Consider the following 14,865-nt stretch of genomic DNA (forward strand, 5'->3'; position numbering starts at 1 on the left):
TTAAGTCGTCAAAGAGCCGGCTTGGGCTACGAACGCATCTAACCGCTGACGGTTGGGCATGCCCGTGATGCGGTCTACTTCGTTACCGCCAAGATCACAAAGCATCAGCGTCGGGATACTCATAATACCCAAGGCAGAGGCCAGGCCCGGAGACTCATCAATATTCACTCGAACAAAATGAACGTTTTCCGTGGCCTGGTTACGAGCGATTTCTTCAAATACTGGGTGCAGTGTTTTACATGGGTTACACCAGGGGGCCCAAAAGTCCACCACAGTGGCGTGGCCATCTAGTGAGTCAAAGAAGTCACTTTCACCAAGGTCGGTAATGGGCGCTGGCTCTTGTGGCGCCGCAACCTTTGCCTCTGGTTTGTTTTTATCATTTCGTGCGAAAAATCTTTTGCCCATATTTTTCCTTACTTCTAACAAAGAGAACTATACAAAATTATCTTGGCTGGCGAATACCACCCAAGCCTCATCAACCGTCCACCACCAAAGAAAGTCGGAAAGAACCTTCAGCGTCAAGTAACTGCGCCATGAATTTGTACTGGCGTCCTGCGGGTTCCTCTACCAGACAAGCAAACTCTTGGTCCGCTCGGGCTATCTGGACTTCTGGGGAACAAGAAACGGTGTGATCCAACCCCAAGTCAGCGTCAAGTTGTTGCTTAACCTGTTGGGCTACCTCGGCGCCCCAAATGAGGGTTCCGGCGAAAGACACCGCAACTTCGCCGTCGCCGTTGGGGCCCTCAACGTCGAGAGAAACTTTTTCTCCAGCTATTTCTGCGGTGCAGGTCAACGAATCGTTTACTTCTTGGCATTCCACCTCGCCCACCACGCCCGGAAAACCAGGGGCCAGCACCTCAGGAATACTTTCTTCTAACGCTGGTACATCAAAACTTTCTACGGTTTCTGATCCGCAGGAAACAACCAGCAATAAGCCCACCGCCCAGACCCCATGCTTTATTCCCATGCTGCGGCTACCGCGAGAGCTTCTTGCCAACTGGCTCCTTGGGCTAACAAGTTTTTACCTTGCATGACTTGGCGCGGCCGGTTCATACCAAAAACTGCTCGGAGTTTTCCGTGGCTGCCGTAAAAAGCCGCGAAGCGATGCTCCTCAATTGAGCCGTTCACGATCTGCACCTCATCGTCGGGGCTGGGGCGGCCCGCTAACTGGATTTTGCGGTCAAACTGGTCGCTCCAAAACCACGGCACGGGGGTGAATGGGTCGGCCGGTTGATCAACGAGTAAACGCCGAGCAGCGTAGGGGCCTTGTTCCACCGCGTTGTCCCAGTGCTCTACTCGCATGAGTTCGCCGTAACGCTGGTTTAGCCAGCGGGCCACATCGCCGGCGGCCGTCACCCCTGGTGCTGCTAAGCAGGTTTCGTCACAGACCACACCGTTTTCAATGGTCAGGCCCGAGCCCTCTAGCCATTCGGTGTTGGGTAACACGCCAATGCCCACCACCAACAAGTCGGTTTCAATGATTGTGCCGTCGGTGAGTTCTACGGCTTCTATTTGCTCTCGGCCGTGCACTGCAGTCACCCCGACCCCGCACCGCAAATCCACCCCGTTTGACCGGTGCACTTCGGCCACCACCTCCCCCACCATGTTCCCCACTACTCGTTCTAAGGGTGCTGCTAATGATTCGATCAGGGTGGTGGGTACGCCCCTCCCTACCGCAGTCGCTGCTACTTCGGCGCCAATGAAACCGGCACCGACCACCACCAGTCGGCGGGGGCCGGCTTCCAGTGCGGTGCGAATCGCTAAGCAATCGTTGAGGCTGCGCAGGGTGTGCACCCCGTTCATACCTTCGGTGCCGGGCAAGGTTCGACAGCGGGCGCCGGTGGCTATTAGCAACCCCTGGTAAGCCTCCGGTTCACCGTCTACCCACAGGGTTTGGCTGTCTACATTGAGTTTGGTGGCTCGGCTACCTAAGCGGAGGTCAAGGTTGAGGTCTGCGAAACGTTCTGCCGGGGTGAGGGCCGCTCGGTCGGCTTCCCAGTCGCCCGCCAATATTTTTTTTGACAACGGTGGCCGGTCGTAGGGAGCGTGGGGTTCGTCGCCTATTAACGAAATGGGGCCGTTAAACCCGTCTCGGCGTAGCGCTTCGGCACCGCGTAAGCCGGCCAGCGAAGCCCCGACGATGGTTATAGATTTTCGCACGGGTTTAACCGGCGTCAGTCTTTAAGTGCTATTGCTTGTTTGGGGCAACGGCGCACTGCATCTTCCATTACTTCTCGACGGTCGTCGCTCGGGGTCTCGTTCAGCACATAGAGAAAGTCGTCGTCTCGTACTTCAAATACATCCGGGGCGAGGTCCATGCAGGTGGCGTTGCTTTCGCAGAGGTCGTAATCAACCACAATTCGCATGATGAGCCTTTCGGTTATTGTGTACTTTGGTCACCCTAGATCATAAAGCTCTTGGGGATCAGTCAAAGTCAATAACTTGACGAATCACATCAGCGTCGCCCATGCAGGACAAGGCATCGTTGACCTCGTCGAGCTTGATACGGCGAGAGATCATGCCCTCAAGGTCTAGGCGCCCGGCTTTGTAAAGCCGTAAGAAACGGTTGAAATCGGTGCGCACGTCGGCTCCGCCGTACATGGAGCCAACCAAGATTTTTTCTGAAAAGAACATTTCGAAAGCCGAAAGTTCAAAAGTTTCTTCGGCCCGACCCACGCCGACGATGCAAGCGGTGCCGCCCCGACGGGTCAGGTCAAAGGCTTGACGCATGGTGGTAGGCAAGCCAATGCATTCCAAGGTGAAGTCAAACCCTTCGCCCCCGGTGATCTCGGCCATTACCGCCGGTACATCGTCGGGCACCACAGCGTGGGTGGCGCCAAAGGCTTTGGCTCGGTCAAGTTTTCCTTCGTGAAGGTCCACGGCCACGATGACCGCCGCTCCGGCGATAGCCGCTCCTTGAATGGCCGCAATCCCTACGCCGCCGGCACCGATAACCATGACCGATGATCCGGGGGTTACCTTGGCCGTGTTCAATGCTGCGCCTACCCCAGTGGTTACCCCACAGCCCACCAAGGCGGCCACGTCAAGGGGTACGTCGTTGTCAATTTTGATAGCGGCAATGCCGGCCACAATGGTTTCTTCGGCGAAGGTTCCGCAACCGGTCATGGAGCCCACCACGTTGTCTCCTTGGCGAAATTGGGGGTTGGAGTTCATGGTGAAGTAACCGGTGAGGCACAGGTTGGGCTGGCCGCGGCCGGTGCAATAGGCGCAGGTGCCGCAGGGTGGGGAGAAGGCAATGATGACGTGATCGCCGGGCACCACGTGGGTTATGGCGCTTCCTACTTCGGTGACTACCCCGGCTCCTTCGTGGCCCAACACGGCGGGTGGGGCTTGAGGAATGGTGCCGTTCATGGCCGAGAGGTCAGAGTGGCAGACCCCGCTGTGGGCGATCTTTATCTTGACGTCGCCGGGGCCCATGTCCCGGAGGGTGACGTCGTCGGCGATGACGAGTTCGTCGGTGGGGACTTTGGTCATTATTGCGGCCAGCATGTGGTTCTCCCTGTAAATGGTTGTTTCTGTACCGTAGTGGGTTTTGTTCCTTGAGGTGAAGGTGGCCAACAGCATTCTTTCGCCTTTTGCGGGCTACCTTTTGCCTATGGAGTTAAAGGTCACCCGTTTAGAACGCCACCATTCCACGGCGGTCATCGTGTTGTCGCGTCCGCCGCGCCGTAATGCGTGGACGGGCCGTATGCACACCGAGTACCGGTGGTTGCTGCAACAGGTCGAAGAGGACCCAACGGTCAAGGTCATTGTGGTTACCGGCGACCCAGAGGGAAAAGCTTTTGGGGTAGGGGCCGATGCTGGGGCTTTAGATGGCCACGTTGACCGCGGTGGTTACGCCTCGGGGGTCGCTGATGATATTGCGCTTCCGGGCTACGGGGTTGACTCGGTTTTTGATGCCGATTTTGCTTACCATTTTGGTTTGACTAAACCGGTTATTGCGGCGCTTAATGGGGCAACGGCGGGCATTAGTTTGGTGCTGGCGTGTTTTGCTGATCTGCGTTTTGCTGTGCCGGGGGCCAAACTCACTACTTCGCACGGCAAGTTGGGGTTGCCGGCCGAATATGGATTGTCTTGGTTGTTGCCTCGCCTGATTGGTTTGGGGCGGGCCAATGACTTGTTGTTGACTAGTCGGGTGGTGCTGGCCGAAGAGGCGCACACTCTGGGCTTGGTGACTGCGGTTTTTGAGGCGGAAGATTTTATGGGTCAGGTCCACCGGTGGATTGACGAGTTTTTGGGCCCGGTGGCGCGGTCAAGTTTGGCGGCCACCCGGCATCAGATTTATTTAGATTTGCATCGCGACGTTGCTACCTCGGTTGAGGATTCATTAGACCGCTTGAACGAACACATGGCGGGGCCTGATTTTTCTGAAGGAGTGGCGGCATTGGGTGAAAAACGGCCGCCGAACTTTCCTTAGGGGTCAGAGCAAAGCTTTTTGGGCTGCCACCAGGCCGTCGGCGTCGGCGTAGAGAAACATGCCGGGGGTTAGGGTTATTTCGCCTATTTTTACCGCAACATCTCGCTGGCCTTTTCCGGCTTTTACGCTGCGTCGGGGGCAAGCACCGCGGGCTCGTACTCCTACGGCGTGGGTCGCCAACTCGTCGAGGTCGCGCACGCAGCCGTCAACCACTACGCCGGCCCAGTTATTTGCGGCGGCTAATGCTCCGAGGTTGCCGCCCAATAAGGCACAGGTTGTTGAGCCGTGGCCGGCCACCACCAATACTCGTCCTTGGCCGGGTTCTTCTAAAGCAGTGCGTACCAAGGTGTTGTCGTTTTCTACAGCCAAGGTGGTAAGTGGCCCAGAGAAACTCGCTACCCCGCCATAGTTGGCGAACCCGCCGTCAAGCACTTGCACATCTTCGCCGTGGGCGTCGCAAAGGTCGGCGGTGGCCCAAGGGGCTTGTTCGGTCATGGCTATTTTTGGCCAATGAACTGGTAAAGCTTGTCTTTGGGGCGGCCTACGCAGGCTTCTAACGGCCCGGTGCCTTCAAGGTCGCCGCGCACTAATACCGGGCGTTGGAGCAAAGCTTTTCGGTCGGCCAACAAAGCCACCACGGCTTCGGGGTTGCCTACATAGTGGTCAGCGTTGAGTTCACGTTTTTTGAACTGTGAGTCTTTGCGCACTAGGTCTTCTACTGGTCCGTCTAAGCCCGCAGCGATGCGGGTCAGCAGTTCTGCGGTGGGGGGCTCTTTCATGTAGAGCACCACATTGATTTCTACTCCGAGTTCCTCAGCGACCGCTAAGGCATTTTTTGAGGCGTGTCAATGAGGGTTATGAAAAACAGTGAGGTTGGTCATGAGTTGATCCCTTAAACGGCGCTGGAGCCGCGTTCACCGGTGCGGATGCGCACCAGGTTGCTTACTTCGGTGACCCATACTTTGCCGTCGCCGATTTTTTCGGTGCGGGCGGCGTCTACGATTGCTTCAACTACGGCGTCGGCTTGATCGTCATCTACGACTACTTCGACCCGTGTTTTGGGGGTGAAGAGCACCTTGTATTCGGTACCTCGGTAGGTTTCGCTGTGGCCGCCTTGTCGACCGAAGCCTTGAACTTCACTAACCGTCATGCCTTGAATGCCCATTGCGGCAAGGCCGTCTTTTACATCGTCGAGTTTAAAGGGTTTGATTACTGCGGTTACTAGTTGCATTGAGATCTCCTATTTTTTGGTGAACAATTGCTACAACTATGCTTTGTACTAGTGGACATGGCAAGAGTAAAGGACAAAATAGCTTCTATTTGTTTATTGTATTAGTACAATGAACAAATGGCCGCTCCTCTTGTCGCACAGTTCACCGATCACCATGGCCAATCCCGCCGTCTCGTTTTACGCTTGAACTCCCACACCAGCGTTCCGCTCTTTGAGCAACTCCGAGCCCAAATCTCTGTCATGGTGGCAGTCGGCCGGCTTGAGCCCGGTTGCCGTCTTCCCACCGTACGTCAATTGGCCGAACAGTTGCGTCTCGCTCCGGGCACGGTGGCTCGTACTTATCGTGAACTGGAGAGCGATGGCATCACTAGGGGGCAAGGCCGTTCTGGAACCTTCGTTGCTGACGAGCCGCCGCACTCTGAACCCATGGAAGAGCGCCGCCAGCGCCTCAAACAATCTGCTCAGCGCTTCGCTTTTGAGGTGCGCCAACTTGGCATTGAACTTCACCAGGCCATTGCCGCTTTTGAACAAGCACTTTCCGCTGAGGAAACTGCCGAGGGTTAGGCCCGTACCCGTATCTCCCCGACCACCCGGCCGGCGTGGTTGGTTACCTCGTCGGTGCCGTCAAAATCGAGTGCTCCGAGTTGATGCAACAGCCAGGCGGCGGCCGCCCCTGAAGCTCGTGAACCACCATCGTGCACTTTGAGCGCCATCCCTAAGCCTTGATCAGGCAGGGTTCCGCAGAACACCCCTTCGGCCCCTGTTTTTACTACGGCTCGTCCTTGCCCCTCGGTGTTGATGCGGGTACAGGATCGGCCGGTGCCGGCCATATAAAAGGGCTCAGCAATCATGGCATCCAGTAACCGGCGTCCGGCGGGCCGGCCGGGCAGGTTGGCCCATCCGGTGGCTAGCCCGGTGAGCGGTATAGCCCACACCGGGACTCCGCAACCATCGATGCCTGGTGCTTGAGCTGCCGGGTCGAAGTGGCACATTTCGGCCAGCATGGGGGTGATGTAGTCCCGGTGCAGAGGGTGCTCGGGATCCAGGTAGCCGTCAATCTCAACACCTTCGTGACGCATCAGGGTGATGAAGCCGCTGTGTTTGCCCGAGCAGTTGTTTGACACCGGAGTGGGCAAACCGCTGCAGTAGTCGTCGGCTTTTAACCGAGGTTCGCTATGCGAGTGGCTGGCGCAGGCCAGGTCTTGTTGACCCGACCCGACTTTGGCTAGCCAGGCTTCTACGGTGGACACGTGGGCTGCTTCTCCGTTGTGGCTGGCGCAGGCCATGGAGAGTTCCACGGTGCTGAGGTTGAAGGCGTCGGCGGCCCCGGTTTCTACCAGCGGTAAGGCTTGTAAAGGTTTGGTAGCCGACCGGGGCAAGGTGAGGCGAGAAAAATCCCCCCAAGTTTGTTGCACCCGGCCCTCGACATCTACCACCACGGCATCTACCAGGTGGACGCTTTCTCCAATGCCTGCCCGGGTGAGTTCTACCTGGAGTGGCGGATTGCTCATTGCTGAGCCGCTTTTTGTCGCAAGGCCACGATTTCTTCGTTCAGTACAAGAATCTCGTCGCTGGCCGTGGTCTTGAATAATCCAGGCACTAAAGCGTGCACGAAAGCCGCCAAACCAATTTTTATGAGGCGAAAAGCTATAGCCAACGCTCGAACGCCATGTTGGGTATAACTCTCTCCCACGGTGGCCGGATGGGCACGAAATTCTTTAATAATTGACATAGCCATTACCTTAAAGAGTCGGCGTCCCGAAACCCGACATGACTGCGCTAGTCTTCGGCTATGAGCGACCGACTGTTGTTGTACCACAACCCTGGTTGAGGTAAGTCTCGTGGCGCCTTAACCCTTTTGGAAGAGCGCAACGTCGAGTTCGACGTCATTGACTATCTCAAAGATCCGTTAGATCGCCCCACTTTGCAAAGGTTTTTGCGCCTACTCGCTGGCCCGCCGGCTGATTTGGTGCGTGCCGATCCGGCCAACGGTGTTAACCCCTCCGGTTTAAACGCCGACCAAATCGTCGACCTTTTGTTGGCGCACCCCAAAGCGATGCAGCGCCCGGTGGGTGTGCTTGGCGGCCAGGCGGTCATTGCTCGGCCTTCAGATTTAATCCTTAACTTGTTGCCTTAAGCGTTAACGGCGGCGGCCTTGTTTTTTGCGTTGCCGTTCTTCTTCGCGTTGGCGTTGCTCGGCTAGTTCCGCGTGAAGCGCTCGGTAGCGCCCCACCCGGCGAGCATCAGCAATACCGTCTTTTACCGCTTCGGTTACTGCACAACCCGGTTCGGCGTCATGAGCGCAATCGTTAAAGCGGCAAGTGGTCGCCAGTTCTTCAAGGTCGCCAAACACTCGGTCTAGGGCTTCTTGGGCGTCCCATATGCCTACGGCTCGAATACCCGGGGTGTCTACTAGTAGCCCGCCGGCGGGGCGCAGTACCAGTTCTCGGCTGACCGTAGTGTGGCGCCCTTTGTTATCGCCTTGGCGAACATCGCCGGTGGGGAGTTGTTCCTCGCCGAGAAAAGCGTTGATTAACGTTGACTTTCCGGCTCCTGATTCTCCCAGCAAAGCCACGGTGCGGCCGGGGCTCAGCAGGGCCTCTACTGCGTCTAGCCCTTGGGTTTCTTCTCGGCCGAGAGCTACCACCAGTACTGCCACCTCGGGAGCTACCGCTCGAATGGTGGCTTCCATTTCTGAAGATGGTTCCACGCGGTCTGCTTTGGTAAGCACCAACGCAACTTCGGCGCCGCTGTCTTCGGCCACAATCAAAAAACGCTCCAAACGGCCCGGCGGCAAGGGCCGGTCGAGGGCGTGCACAATGAGCACGAGGTCAACGTTGGCTACCAGCACTTGTTCAATTACCGCTTCGGAGGGGTCGCGCCGCGACACCGTGTTGGCTCGGGGGAGCACTTCAGCAATCAGCGGGCCCAACTCGGCGTCTTGGTCTATTTGTACCCAGTCGCCGGTGGCCGGGGCGGTTTCGCTTTGCGCCCGCTGCGAGTCGGAAAGCACGCGAAGCAACCCGTGGGCGGTGATGGCATCGCATTCGCCGCGGTCAACCCGGACGATGCGTCCCAGTACTCCGTCTCCAGACGGGGGGTTTCCGTGCCACCCGTAAGCGGCGAGGTCTACTGTCATGGTCTGATGTTAGATGGGCTAAGGGCTCCAAGGACGCCTAGCCTGCTGTTATGGCCGACTTCTTTCAAAACGGGGTAATCGCTACCTTGCATAATTTGGCCGATCGGCCGGTGGCTGAGCTTGAAACCGATCTCGCTATGTGGGGCCAGGAGCGTCCCATGACGTTGATTATTCCCTGCTTGGCTTCTGAGTTGGGGTCACCGGCGTTAAGCCACATTGTTGAAGAACTCTCTACCGCCCATTATCTCGAAGAGGTGGTGGTGGGCCTTGATCAAGCCGATCGGCAACAATTTGTTCAGGCCCAACAGGTGTTTTCTGTTTTGCCGCAGCGTTGCCGTGTTTTGTGGAACGATGGCCCGGGGTTGCAAACGGTTACCCAGCAAGTTTTTGAGCATCTCGGGGCCCCTATCGAGCCGGGCAAGGGCCGCAATGTGTGGGGTTGTTTGGGCTACGTGTTGGGCCACGGCCAGGCACAAATAATTGCTTTGCACGATGCGGACATTGCTACTTATGATCGTTCGTTACTGGCTCGTTTGCTTTACCCGGTGGCTCACCCTTCTTTCGACTACGCCTTTGCTAAAGGGTTTTACGCTCGGGCTTCATCGGACCCTAAGCAATTAAATGGTCGGGTGAGCAGGCTTTACGTGACCCCGTTGGTGCGGGCCTTGGCCGCTACTTTTGGCCGACGCGATTATTTGGATTATTTGGAGAGTTTTCGTTACCCGTTGGCTGGTGAGTGGGCTTTAGAGGTCAGTGTGGCTCGTTCACTGCGGGTACCTGCTGACTGGGGCTTAGAGATCGGGGTGCTTTCGGAGATCGCCCGCAGTTACCCGGTGAACCGTATTTGCCAGGTGGAACTCGCCGACCTTTATGACCACAAGCATCAGGATCTCTCCTCTGAGGACTCCACTGCAGGGTTGCATCGCATGAGCAGCGATATTGCTAAAGCGTTTTTTCGAAAACTGGCCATCTCTGGAGTGGTCTTAACCACGGAGAGTTTTCGTACCTTAAAGGCGGCCTACACCCGGGAGGCCTACGAACTTATTGAGCACTACGACAGCGACGCCGCTTTTAATGGGTTTGTTTATGATCGCCGTCAAGAAGAGGCCTCGGTGGACCTTTTTGGTCAGGCTGCACTCCAAGCCGGTCAAGACTTTTTAGAAAGCCCTTTGGAGTCGCCGTTTATCCCCAGTTGGGGGCGGTTGGAGGCTGATTTGCCGGGGGTGGGCGCTGCTTTGGTGGCGGCCGTTGAGCACGACCAGCAAAACTTTAGTTGAGTTCGTTGGTCATCCTTTAACAAAGATTCATGAACTCATCACCTAATGGTCGCGTGAGTTTTTTATAACCACCGCCCTCCACGGCCGTGCTGGGCGCATTGAACTCACGCTTGCCGACTCAACCAGCCATGCTTTGCCCACCGAGGTGCTAGCCAACAATGGAGATGTTTTTGAGGCACCTTAAAAGCTCCCTGCTTTGAAAGGTAACGGCCACCCCACCCTCTTCTCTGGGCGCACCAAGCAGTCAAACAGTTTGTGTTATTGACCCTGTTCAGCAAAATCGTAAAGCGGGGTGCCGTTTACTCGTATTTCGGCTTGGCCGCTGAACTGCTGGCCGGTGCGCATGATGGCGGTGGTTATTGAGTGAAAAGCAAGCAAGTTTTGTATCAAAACTGGGGTGCCCACAAAATCTATAACCACCACGGGGCCTTCTTTAAAAACTGCGAAGTCAGGCCATGCATCAAAAAGAACGAGTCGAAAAGCCTCTTGGGCTCGCTCGACTTCGGTGGGGCCAGCCACCAGTTGTTCAAAAGCGTACGACAAGGGGTCTTGGCCCTCGGGCAACTGGCGAAGAAAACTTGCCGCATCGGCCATGGTATTGCCACAGGGAAAATAAACCAGCACGGAGCCAACCTGGGGAGCCACCTGTTCACAAGGGGTCAGAGGCGTCGCTGAAACCGGGGGAGGCTCGTTTTCGTTTGCTTCCCGCTCTCGATCTTCAAGGGTTTGGTTTTCTTTTTCGTCTTCCTCTGTTGGCTGGTATTGCTCAAAAGTAATGCTTACTTCGGGAAGGGTGGTTGTTTGAAGAATCGGCTCGGTGGTGGTCGTTTGAAGAATCGGCTCGGTGGTGGTCGTCCCGGATTCACCGGGCACAGAGGTTTCTGTGCTGCTGCAGGCCGTGAGCAACAAAGAAAACCCCGCCAAGACCAGTAACGATTTAACCCTCAACACTCACTCCAAACTCTTCAAGAGTTTTTTGGTGCTGGTAGACAAAAAGAGTTTCTTGACGTATCACCTCTCCTTGTCGCACCAAGTGGTAGCCGGGCTCACACTCGTCCAACAACGCCCTTGTCTCTGATTGATCCAACTGCGCATCTAGTTGAGACAATATCTGTGTTCTTGATGAGCCTTGAAAATCTTTGTTTTTGGCAACACAGGCCAACCAATCTTGCTCCGCCGCCAAAACAACGGGCGAAGTCTGAGCCTCAAGGCGAAGTTGATTATATTCCTCAGTCAATATCGCCTTGGCGGCAAATACTCCTAAAACCTCTCGATGCGCATCACCAGAACAACCCCCGCCGAAACTTTCCGCATAATCAATCACCCCATCCGCATTGGTATCTAAATCCGCGGTTGAAATTTCAGGGTTAACTTCTCCATAGAGAGCCAGAAAATAGGCTTCGTTGCTGGTTCTTGCCTCAGAACGATCACCGTTTGGATCAGAAATATTTAGTTGACTTGAAGTGTTATCAAGAATGCGGGTTTGGTAGTTCTGGCCTTGTTGTTGCATACAAGCCGCGGTGAGTGCTTCTCGTTGCTTGAACTCTTGAGAAAATATCTGCTCATCTTCTTCATAATGATGGCCGAACCCTCGCCAAGAGGCCAGTGGTGAAACCCGGTCGGCGTCCGCAGTGTTGGAGAACAATAAAAATGTACCCAAAAGAACAGCAAGTGTGGAAACAATAATTTTTACTTTCAAAGCTTTCCTCCTTTAGGGATAACCCAAATAAACATCTACCGACCAACCTATTCTCGATTGCCAATTTGTAGTGTCTAACCACGAGGCACCGGTATTCCAGTCATGGAATTCAGCTTCCAAATAAGCCGCTACCGCCGTTGTATAACAAACCTCAGTTAGTGCAGGAACCCCGTTGCCACTAATACAATCAAAAGAGGTAATACCAGTATTTACATGCCCCCTATAATCATTCGTCCCGGGAGACGGTGACCCATACGATGTGTAATTTCGTTGCCCCACATAGTAAACGAGTTTACTGGCTAGCCCGCTCCCCCCAGAAGACACATAAATTACTCGCGTGCCCGCATTTGACGAAGAAATTGGTGAAGAACAACCCCAGGCGGCATTTGAGTGGATCGGGATATGGTAATTCGCACCCCAACTATTCGAATCATTTTTATTGGCCACCGGGCTGCCAATACCAACCGCTACGTCGTAGCCACGCTCGCGTAAAGTAAACATCCCCGACACCCAATCATAAACTGAAGCATGATATGCAGTAACCCTAGCCATCGACCTTTCAGACTTGTTAAGGCACTCTCCCCTGGCTCCGGCAGTTGAAGAATGCCAAGCAGGCGACAGATAAACCCTGTAGTAATTCCTTGGCGAGTTGCCGTTCCAATAACCGGTAGTTGCTTCTGCGGGAGAAGAAAAATGAACTATTGAAGCAGCAGCAAGGAAGGCAATCGAAAAAAACAGGAAGATGCTTGACCAGTGCTTGCCGCTTATCCTATTCATGACTAGTTTTACCATAGGCAAATATAGATGTCAACCGAGTCCATTTTCTCTGAACTGAATCCTTTATTAGCGAAAAACACCAGTAGTTAGACGTGAAAACACTACAAACTATTCGAGGATTCCCATGGTGGAGGTGAGCGGAATTGAACCGCCGGCCTCTACGTTGCGAACGTAGCGCTCTGCCAACTGAGCTACACCCCCATGGGCGCAGTGGAGCGTAGCGGTTTTGAAGCCTTAGTTGGCTTGTCGCCGTAACACTGCTTCGTCTCGCATAGCAATACCCAAGTCGGGCACCATTGCCGAAGAGGGGCGAAACGGGATAACCACGTCAGGACGTTCCATGGAACGTTGGTGGCGCATGGTCAACAAAGTGGCGTAGCCCACCAAAGCCACGTCGGCGAGGAAATGCGCCATCCACATGATGCTCCCCACGGCCAAGCCAAAAAGGAAGGTCATAACGGCTACCCCGCCCAAAGCGATCAACACGTCACGGCGGCGACGGCGGGCCGCTCGAGCACTGTTTGGAGCTTCAGCAGCGGTGCGTTTTAAGGCATGAAACCCCGAGGGGTCAAGAGCTCCCACTGATGGCAAAGCGATTAGCGGACGGGTGCTGGACCCAGCACCACTACGGCGAACCAACGGGGGAAGCAACACCGTGGCCCAGAGCACTCCGAGTCCCAATAAGATTAACAATGCCTTCTCCGTTCGACTGTCCGAACCTTTTGTTCGACTTTGGAGCAGGCTAGTACTACAACACTGTCATTTGGTGGACTTCTACGCGCGCAGGGCGCGAAGCCTCGCGCCTAACGCGCGAAGAGGGTTATTCGTTGCGGCGCCACGACCCAGAACGACCGCCGTCTTTTTCCCACAAGGCCACGCCCTCGATCACCATGTGCTTATCCAAAGCCTTACACATGTCATAAATAGTCAAAGCAGCCACCGAACAAGCCGTCAAAGCTTCCATCTCTACCCCAGTAGGGCCCACCGTTTCAGCCACCGCCTCAAGAGCCACGTGATCTTCGCCCACCACTAAATCCACCGACAAAGCACTCAACGACAAAGGGTGACACAGCGGGATTAACTCCCAAGTGCGCTTCGCGGCCTGAATGCCCGCCACCCGAGCCACCGCCAACACATCACCTTTAGGAACCGTGCCCTCCAACAGCGCAGTAGCCGTGACTGGGCTCATAGTTACCCGCCCTCGCGCCACCGCCCGGCGACGCGTCGCCGGCTTGTCGCCCACATCGACCATACGAGCATTACCTTCAGCGTCTAAATGCGTAAACTCAGTCATCTCAACCCCCAATTTGCGACATGGACCGCGACGGGCGAATAAAGTTCACCGTGCCAATACCGTGGCCCGCCCATTTACCGGCCACCGCTTTTTCTAAAAACTCCCCCACCTCATCGTCGTCGGCGCCCGAACGCAACAAAGCCCGCAAATCGAACTCGTCAACCGCAAACAAACAATTACGAAACTGTCCATCAGCGGTTAACCGCACCCGGTCGCAAGAATCACAGAACTTTTGCGTAACGCTGGCCACCACCCCAATTTCACCCCGGCCATCTTCGTAAACAAAACGGGTAGCCGGTGCCGCAGTGCGCTCCTTTGGCACCAAGGGAAAGACCTCATTAATGCGTTCTACAATTTGCTGTTGGGTAACTACCGAATCCTCAGTCCACTGTTCAGAAGCATCCAAAGGCATGAACTCAATAAAGCGCACCGTCGCCCCTTTGTCTCGGCCAAAGCGAGCAAAGTCCACAATCTCGTCATCGTTTATTCCGGTCATAACCACCATGTTGATTTTCACCGGGTCAAAACCAGCAGCCAAAGCAGCATCAATGCCATCGAGAACCTTGCCGAGGTCTTCGCGCAAGGTCAACTCGGCAAAACGCTCCGGGCGCAAAGAATCCAACGAAACATTTACCCGCCTCAAACCTGCACGCTTTAAATCTTCCGCCAAAGTCGACAATTTTGTGGCATTGGTAGTCATAGACAAATCCACCGGTAGTTGCGCCAGCATGTCAACCAAAACTGGTAGATGGGCACGCACCGTGGGCTCACCGCCGGTCAAGCGAATACTGGTCACCCCGTAACGCTCCACCATTAAACGCGCCGCACGTTCTATCTCTTCAAAAGTCAAAAGCTCGTCTCGGGGCACCCAATCCAACCCCTCGGCTGGCATGCAATAAGTACAACGAAAATTACAACGATCGGTCACCGAAATACGCAGATCTCGATGCACCCGCCCGAAAGAATCAATCAGTTGCCGGCTCATCCCCTCAGGCTAGAGGCACCTCAGT

The 14,865-nt window shown here is 55.3% G+C and carries 21 protein-coding genes and 1 tRNA gene; 4 read left to right on the forward strand and 18 right to left on the reverse strand.

The window, feature by feature from the left end:
* The 5 genes from EYQ49_06300 to EYQ49_06320 all read right to left on the reverse strand — a co-directional run bounded on the left by EYQ49_06300 (position 1) and on the right by EYQ49_06320 (position 3,510).
* Positions 1-405 (reverse strand): thioredoxin, encoded by a 405-nt coding sequence (locus EYQ49_06300; GenBank protein HIG25482.1) that lies wholly within the window; start codon positions 403-405, stop codon positions 1-3.
* A 70-nt stretch (positions 406-475) separates the two neighbouring features.
* Positions 476-967, reverse strand: a complete 492-nt coding sequence (locus EYQ49_06305; protein HIG25483.1) for a hypothetical protein — start codon at positions 965-967, stop codon at positions 476-478.
* Positions 958-2,160, reverse strand: a complete 1,203-nt coding sequence (locus EYQ49_06310; GenBank protein HIG25484.1) for an FAD-dependent oxidoreductase — start codon at positions 2,158-2,160, stop codon at positions 958-960. Before EYQ49_06310 ends, EYQ49_06305 begins: the two co-directional genes overlap by 10 nt.
* A gap of 14 nt (positions 2,161-2,174) precedes the next feature.
* Complete coding sequence (locus EYQ49_06315) at positions 2,175-2,366, reverse strand: ferredoxin (protein ID HIG25485.1); 192 nt, start codon at positions 2,364-2,366, stop codon at positions 2,175-2,177.
* 58 nt (positions 2,367-2,424) lie between these two features.
* The gene (locus tag EYQ49_06320) at positions 2,425-3,510 is read right to left on the reverse strand and encodes a Zn-dependent alcohol dehydrogenase (protein ID HIG25486.1); all 1,086 of its coding nucleotides are present in this window, start codon (positions 3,508-3,510) and stop codon (positions 2,425-2,427) included.
* 106 nt (positions 3,511-3,616) lie between these two features.
* Between EYQ49_06320 and EYQ49_06325 the strand changes: the two genes are divergently transcribed.
* Positions 3,617-4,438, forward strand: a complete 822-nt coding sequence (locus tag EYQ49_06325) for an enoyl-CoA hydratase (GenBank protein HIG25487.1) — start codon at positions 3,617-3,619, stop codon at positions 4,436-4,438.
* Between the two features lie 3 nt (positions 4,439-4,441).
* Here the strand turns inward: EYQ49_06325 and rraA are convergent, their stop codons facing one another.
* The 3 genes from rraA to EYQ49_06340 form a co-directional block, all read right to left on the reverse strand.
* Positions 4,442-4,933 (reverse strand): ribonuclease E activity regulator RraA, encoded by a 492-nt coding sequence (gene rraA / locus EYQ49_06330; protein HIG25488.1) that lies wholly within the window; start codon positions 4,931-4,933, stop codon positions 4,442-4,444.
* A 2-nt stretch (positions 4,934-4,935) separates the two neighbouring features.
* The gene (locus tag EYQ49_06335) at positions 4,936-5,217 is read right to left on the reverse strand and encodes an arsenate reductase (GenBank protein ID HIG25489.1); all 282 of its coding nucleotides are present in this window, start codon (positions 5,215-5,217) and stop codon (positions 4,936-4,938) included.
* 113 nt (positions 5,218-5,330) lie between these two features.
* Positions 5,331-5,669, reverse strand: coding sequence for a P-II family nitrogen regulator (locus tag EYQ49_06340; protein ID HIG25490.1), 339 nt, complete (start codon positions 5,667-5,669; stop codon positions 5,331-5,333).
* Positions 5,670-5,786: 117 nt separating this feature from the next.
* Between EYQ49_06340 and EYQ49_06345 the strand changes: the two genes are divergently transcribed.
* The gene (locus tag EYQ49_06345; protein ID HIG25491.1) at positions 5,787-6,233 is read left to right on the forward strand and encodes a GntR family transcriptional regulator; all 447 of its coding nucleotides are present in this window, start codon (positions 5,787-5,789) and stop codon (positions 6,231-6,233) included.
* On the opposite strand, the gene EYQ49_06350 is transcribed toward EYQ49_06345, so the two are convergent.
* Both EYQ49_06350 and EYQ49_06355 read right to left on the reverse strand, forming a co-directional pair.
* Positions 6,230-7,180: an asparaginase gene (locus EYQ49_06350; GenBank protein HIG25492.1), complete on the reverse strand. Its 951-nt coding sequence runs from the start codon at positions 7,178-7,180 to the stop codon at positions 6,230-6,232. The genes EYQ49_06345 and EYQ49_06350 overlap by 4 nt on opposite strands.
* The gene (locus tag EYQ49_06355; protein ID HIG25493.1) at positions 7,177-7,401 is read right to left on the reverse strand and encodes a hypothetical protein; all 225 of its coding nucleotides are present in this window, start codon (positions 7,399-7,401) and stop codon (positions 7,177-7,179) included. Before EYQ49_06355 ends, EYQ49_06350 begins: the two co-directional genes overlap by 4 nt.
* A gap of 126 nt (positions 7,402-7,527) precedes the next feature.
* Between EYQ49_06355 and EYQ49_06360 the strand changes: the two genes are divergently transcribed.
* Positions 7,528-7,806 carry an arsenate reductase gene (locus tag EYQ49_06360; GenBank protein HIG25494.1) on the forward strand — a complete coding sequence of 93 codons (279 nt, stop codon included), beginning with the start codon at positions 7,528-7,530 and terminating at the stop codon, positions 7,804-7,806.
* A gap of 3 nt (positions 7,807-7,809) precedes the next feature.
* Here EYQ49_06360 and rsgA read toward each other — a convergent pair whose 3' ends face one another.
* Entirely contained in the window at positions 7,810-8,808 is a 999-nt protein-coding gene (gene rsgA, locus EYQ49_06365) for a ribosome small subunit-dependent GTPase A (protein ID HIG25495.1), read from the reverse strand.
* A gap of 50 nt (positions 8,809-8,858) precedes the next feature.
* Between rsgA and EYQ49_06370 the strand changes: the two genes are divergently transcribed.
* Positions 8,859-10,085: a glycosyl transferase gene (locus EYQ49_06370; GenBank protein HIG25496.1), complete on the forward strand. Its 1,227-nt coding sequence runs from the start codon at positions 8,859-8,861 to the stop codon at positions 10,083-10,085.
* Positions 10,086-10,343: 258 nt separating this feature from the next.
* Here EYQ49_06370 and EYQ49_06375 read toward each other — a convergent pair whose 3' ends face one another.
* The 7 genes from EYQ49_06375 to moaA all read right to left on the reverse strand — a co-directional run bounded on the left by EYQ49_06375 (position 10,344) and on the right by moaA (position 14,840).
* Positions 10,344-11,036: a hypothetical protein gene (locus EYQ49_06375; GenBank protein ID HIG25497.1), complete on the reverse strand. Its 693-nt coding sequence runs from the start codon at positions 11,034-11,036 to the stop codon at positions 10,344-10,346.
* The gene (locus EYQ49_06380; GenBank protein ID HIG25498.1) at positions 11,023-11,784 is read right to left on the reverse strand and encodes a hypothetical protein; all 762 of its coding nucleotides are present in this window, start codon (positions 11,782-11,784) and stop codon (positions 11,023-11,025) included. Before EYQ49_06380 ends, EYQ49_06375 begins: the two co-directional genes overlap by 14 nt.
* A 12-nt stretch (positions 11,785-11,796) precedes the next feature.
* Entirely contained in the window at positions 11,797-12,561 is a 765-nt protein-coding gene (locus tag EYQ49_06385; protein HIG25499.1) for a hypothetical protein, read from the reverse strand.
* Between the two features lie 125 nt (positions 12,562-12,686).
* Positions 12,687-12,762: transfer RNA gene (locus tag EYQ49_06390), tRNA-Ala, on the reverse strand.
* A gap of 33 nt (positions 12,763-12,795) precedes the next feature.
* Positions 12,796-13,254 (reverse strand): hypothetical protein, encoded by a 459-nt coding sequence (locus EYQ49_06395; GenBank protein HIG25500.1) that lies wholly within the window; start codon positions 13,252-13,254, stop codon positions 12,796-12,798.
* 127 nt (positions 13,255-13,381) lie between these two features.
* Complete coding sequence (moaC, locus tag EYQ49_06400) at positions 13,382-13,855, reverse strand: cyclic pyranopterin monophosphate synthase MoaC (protein HIG25501.1); 474 nt, start codon at positions 13,853-13,855, stop codon at positions 13,382-13,384.
* A gap of 1 nt (position 13,856) precedes the next feature.
* Positions 13,857-14,840, reverse strand: a complete 984-nt coding sequence (gene moaA, locus EYQ49_06405; GenBank protein HIG25502.1) for a GTP 3',8-cyclase MoaA — start codon at positions 14,838-14,840, stop codon at positions 13,857-13,859.
* Between the last annotated feature and the right edge of the window lie 25 nt (positions 14,841-14,865).

The sequence above is a fragment of the Acidimicrobiia bacterium genome (assembly GCA_012959995.1).
Taxonomy (GTDB): Bacteria; Actinomycetota; Acidimicrobiia; order Acidimicrobiales; family MedAcidi-G1; genus MedAcidi-G2B.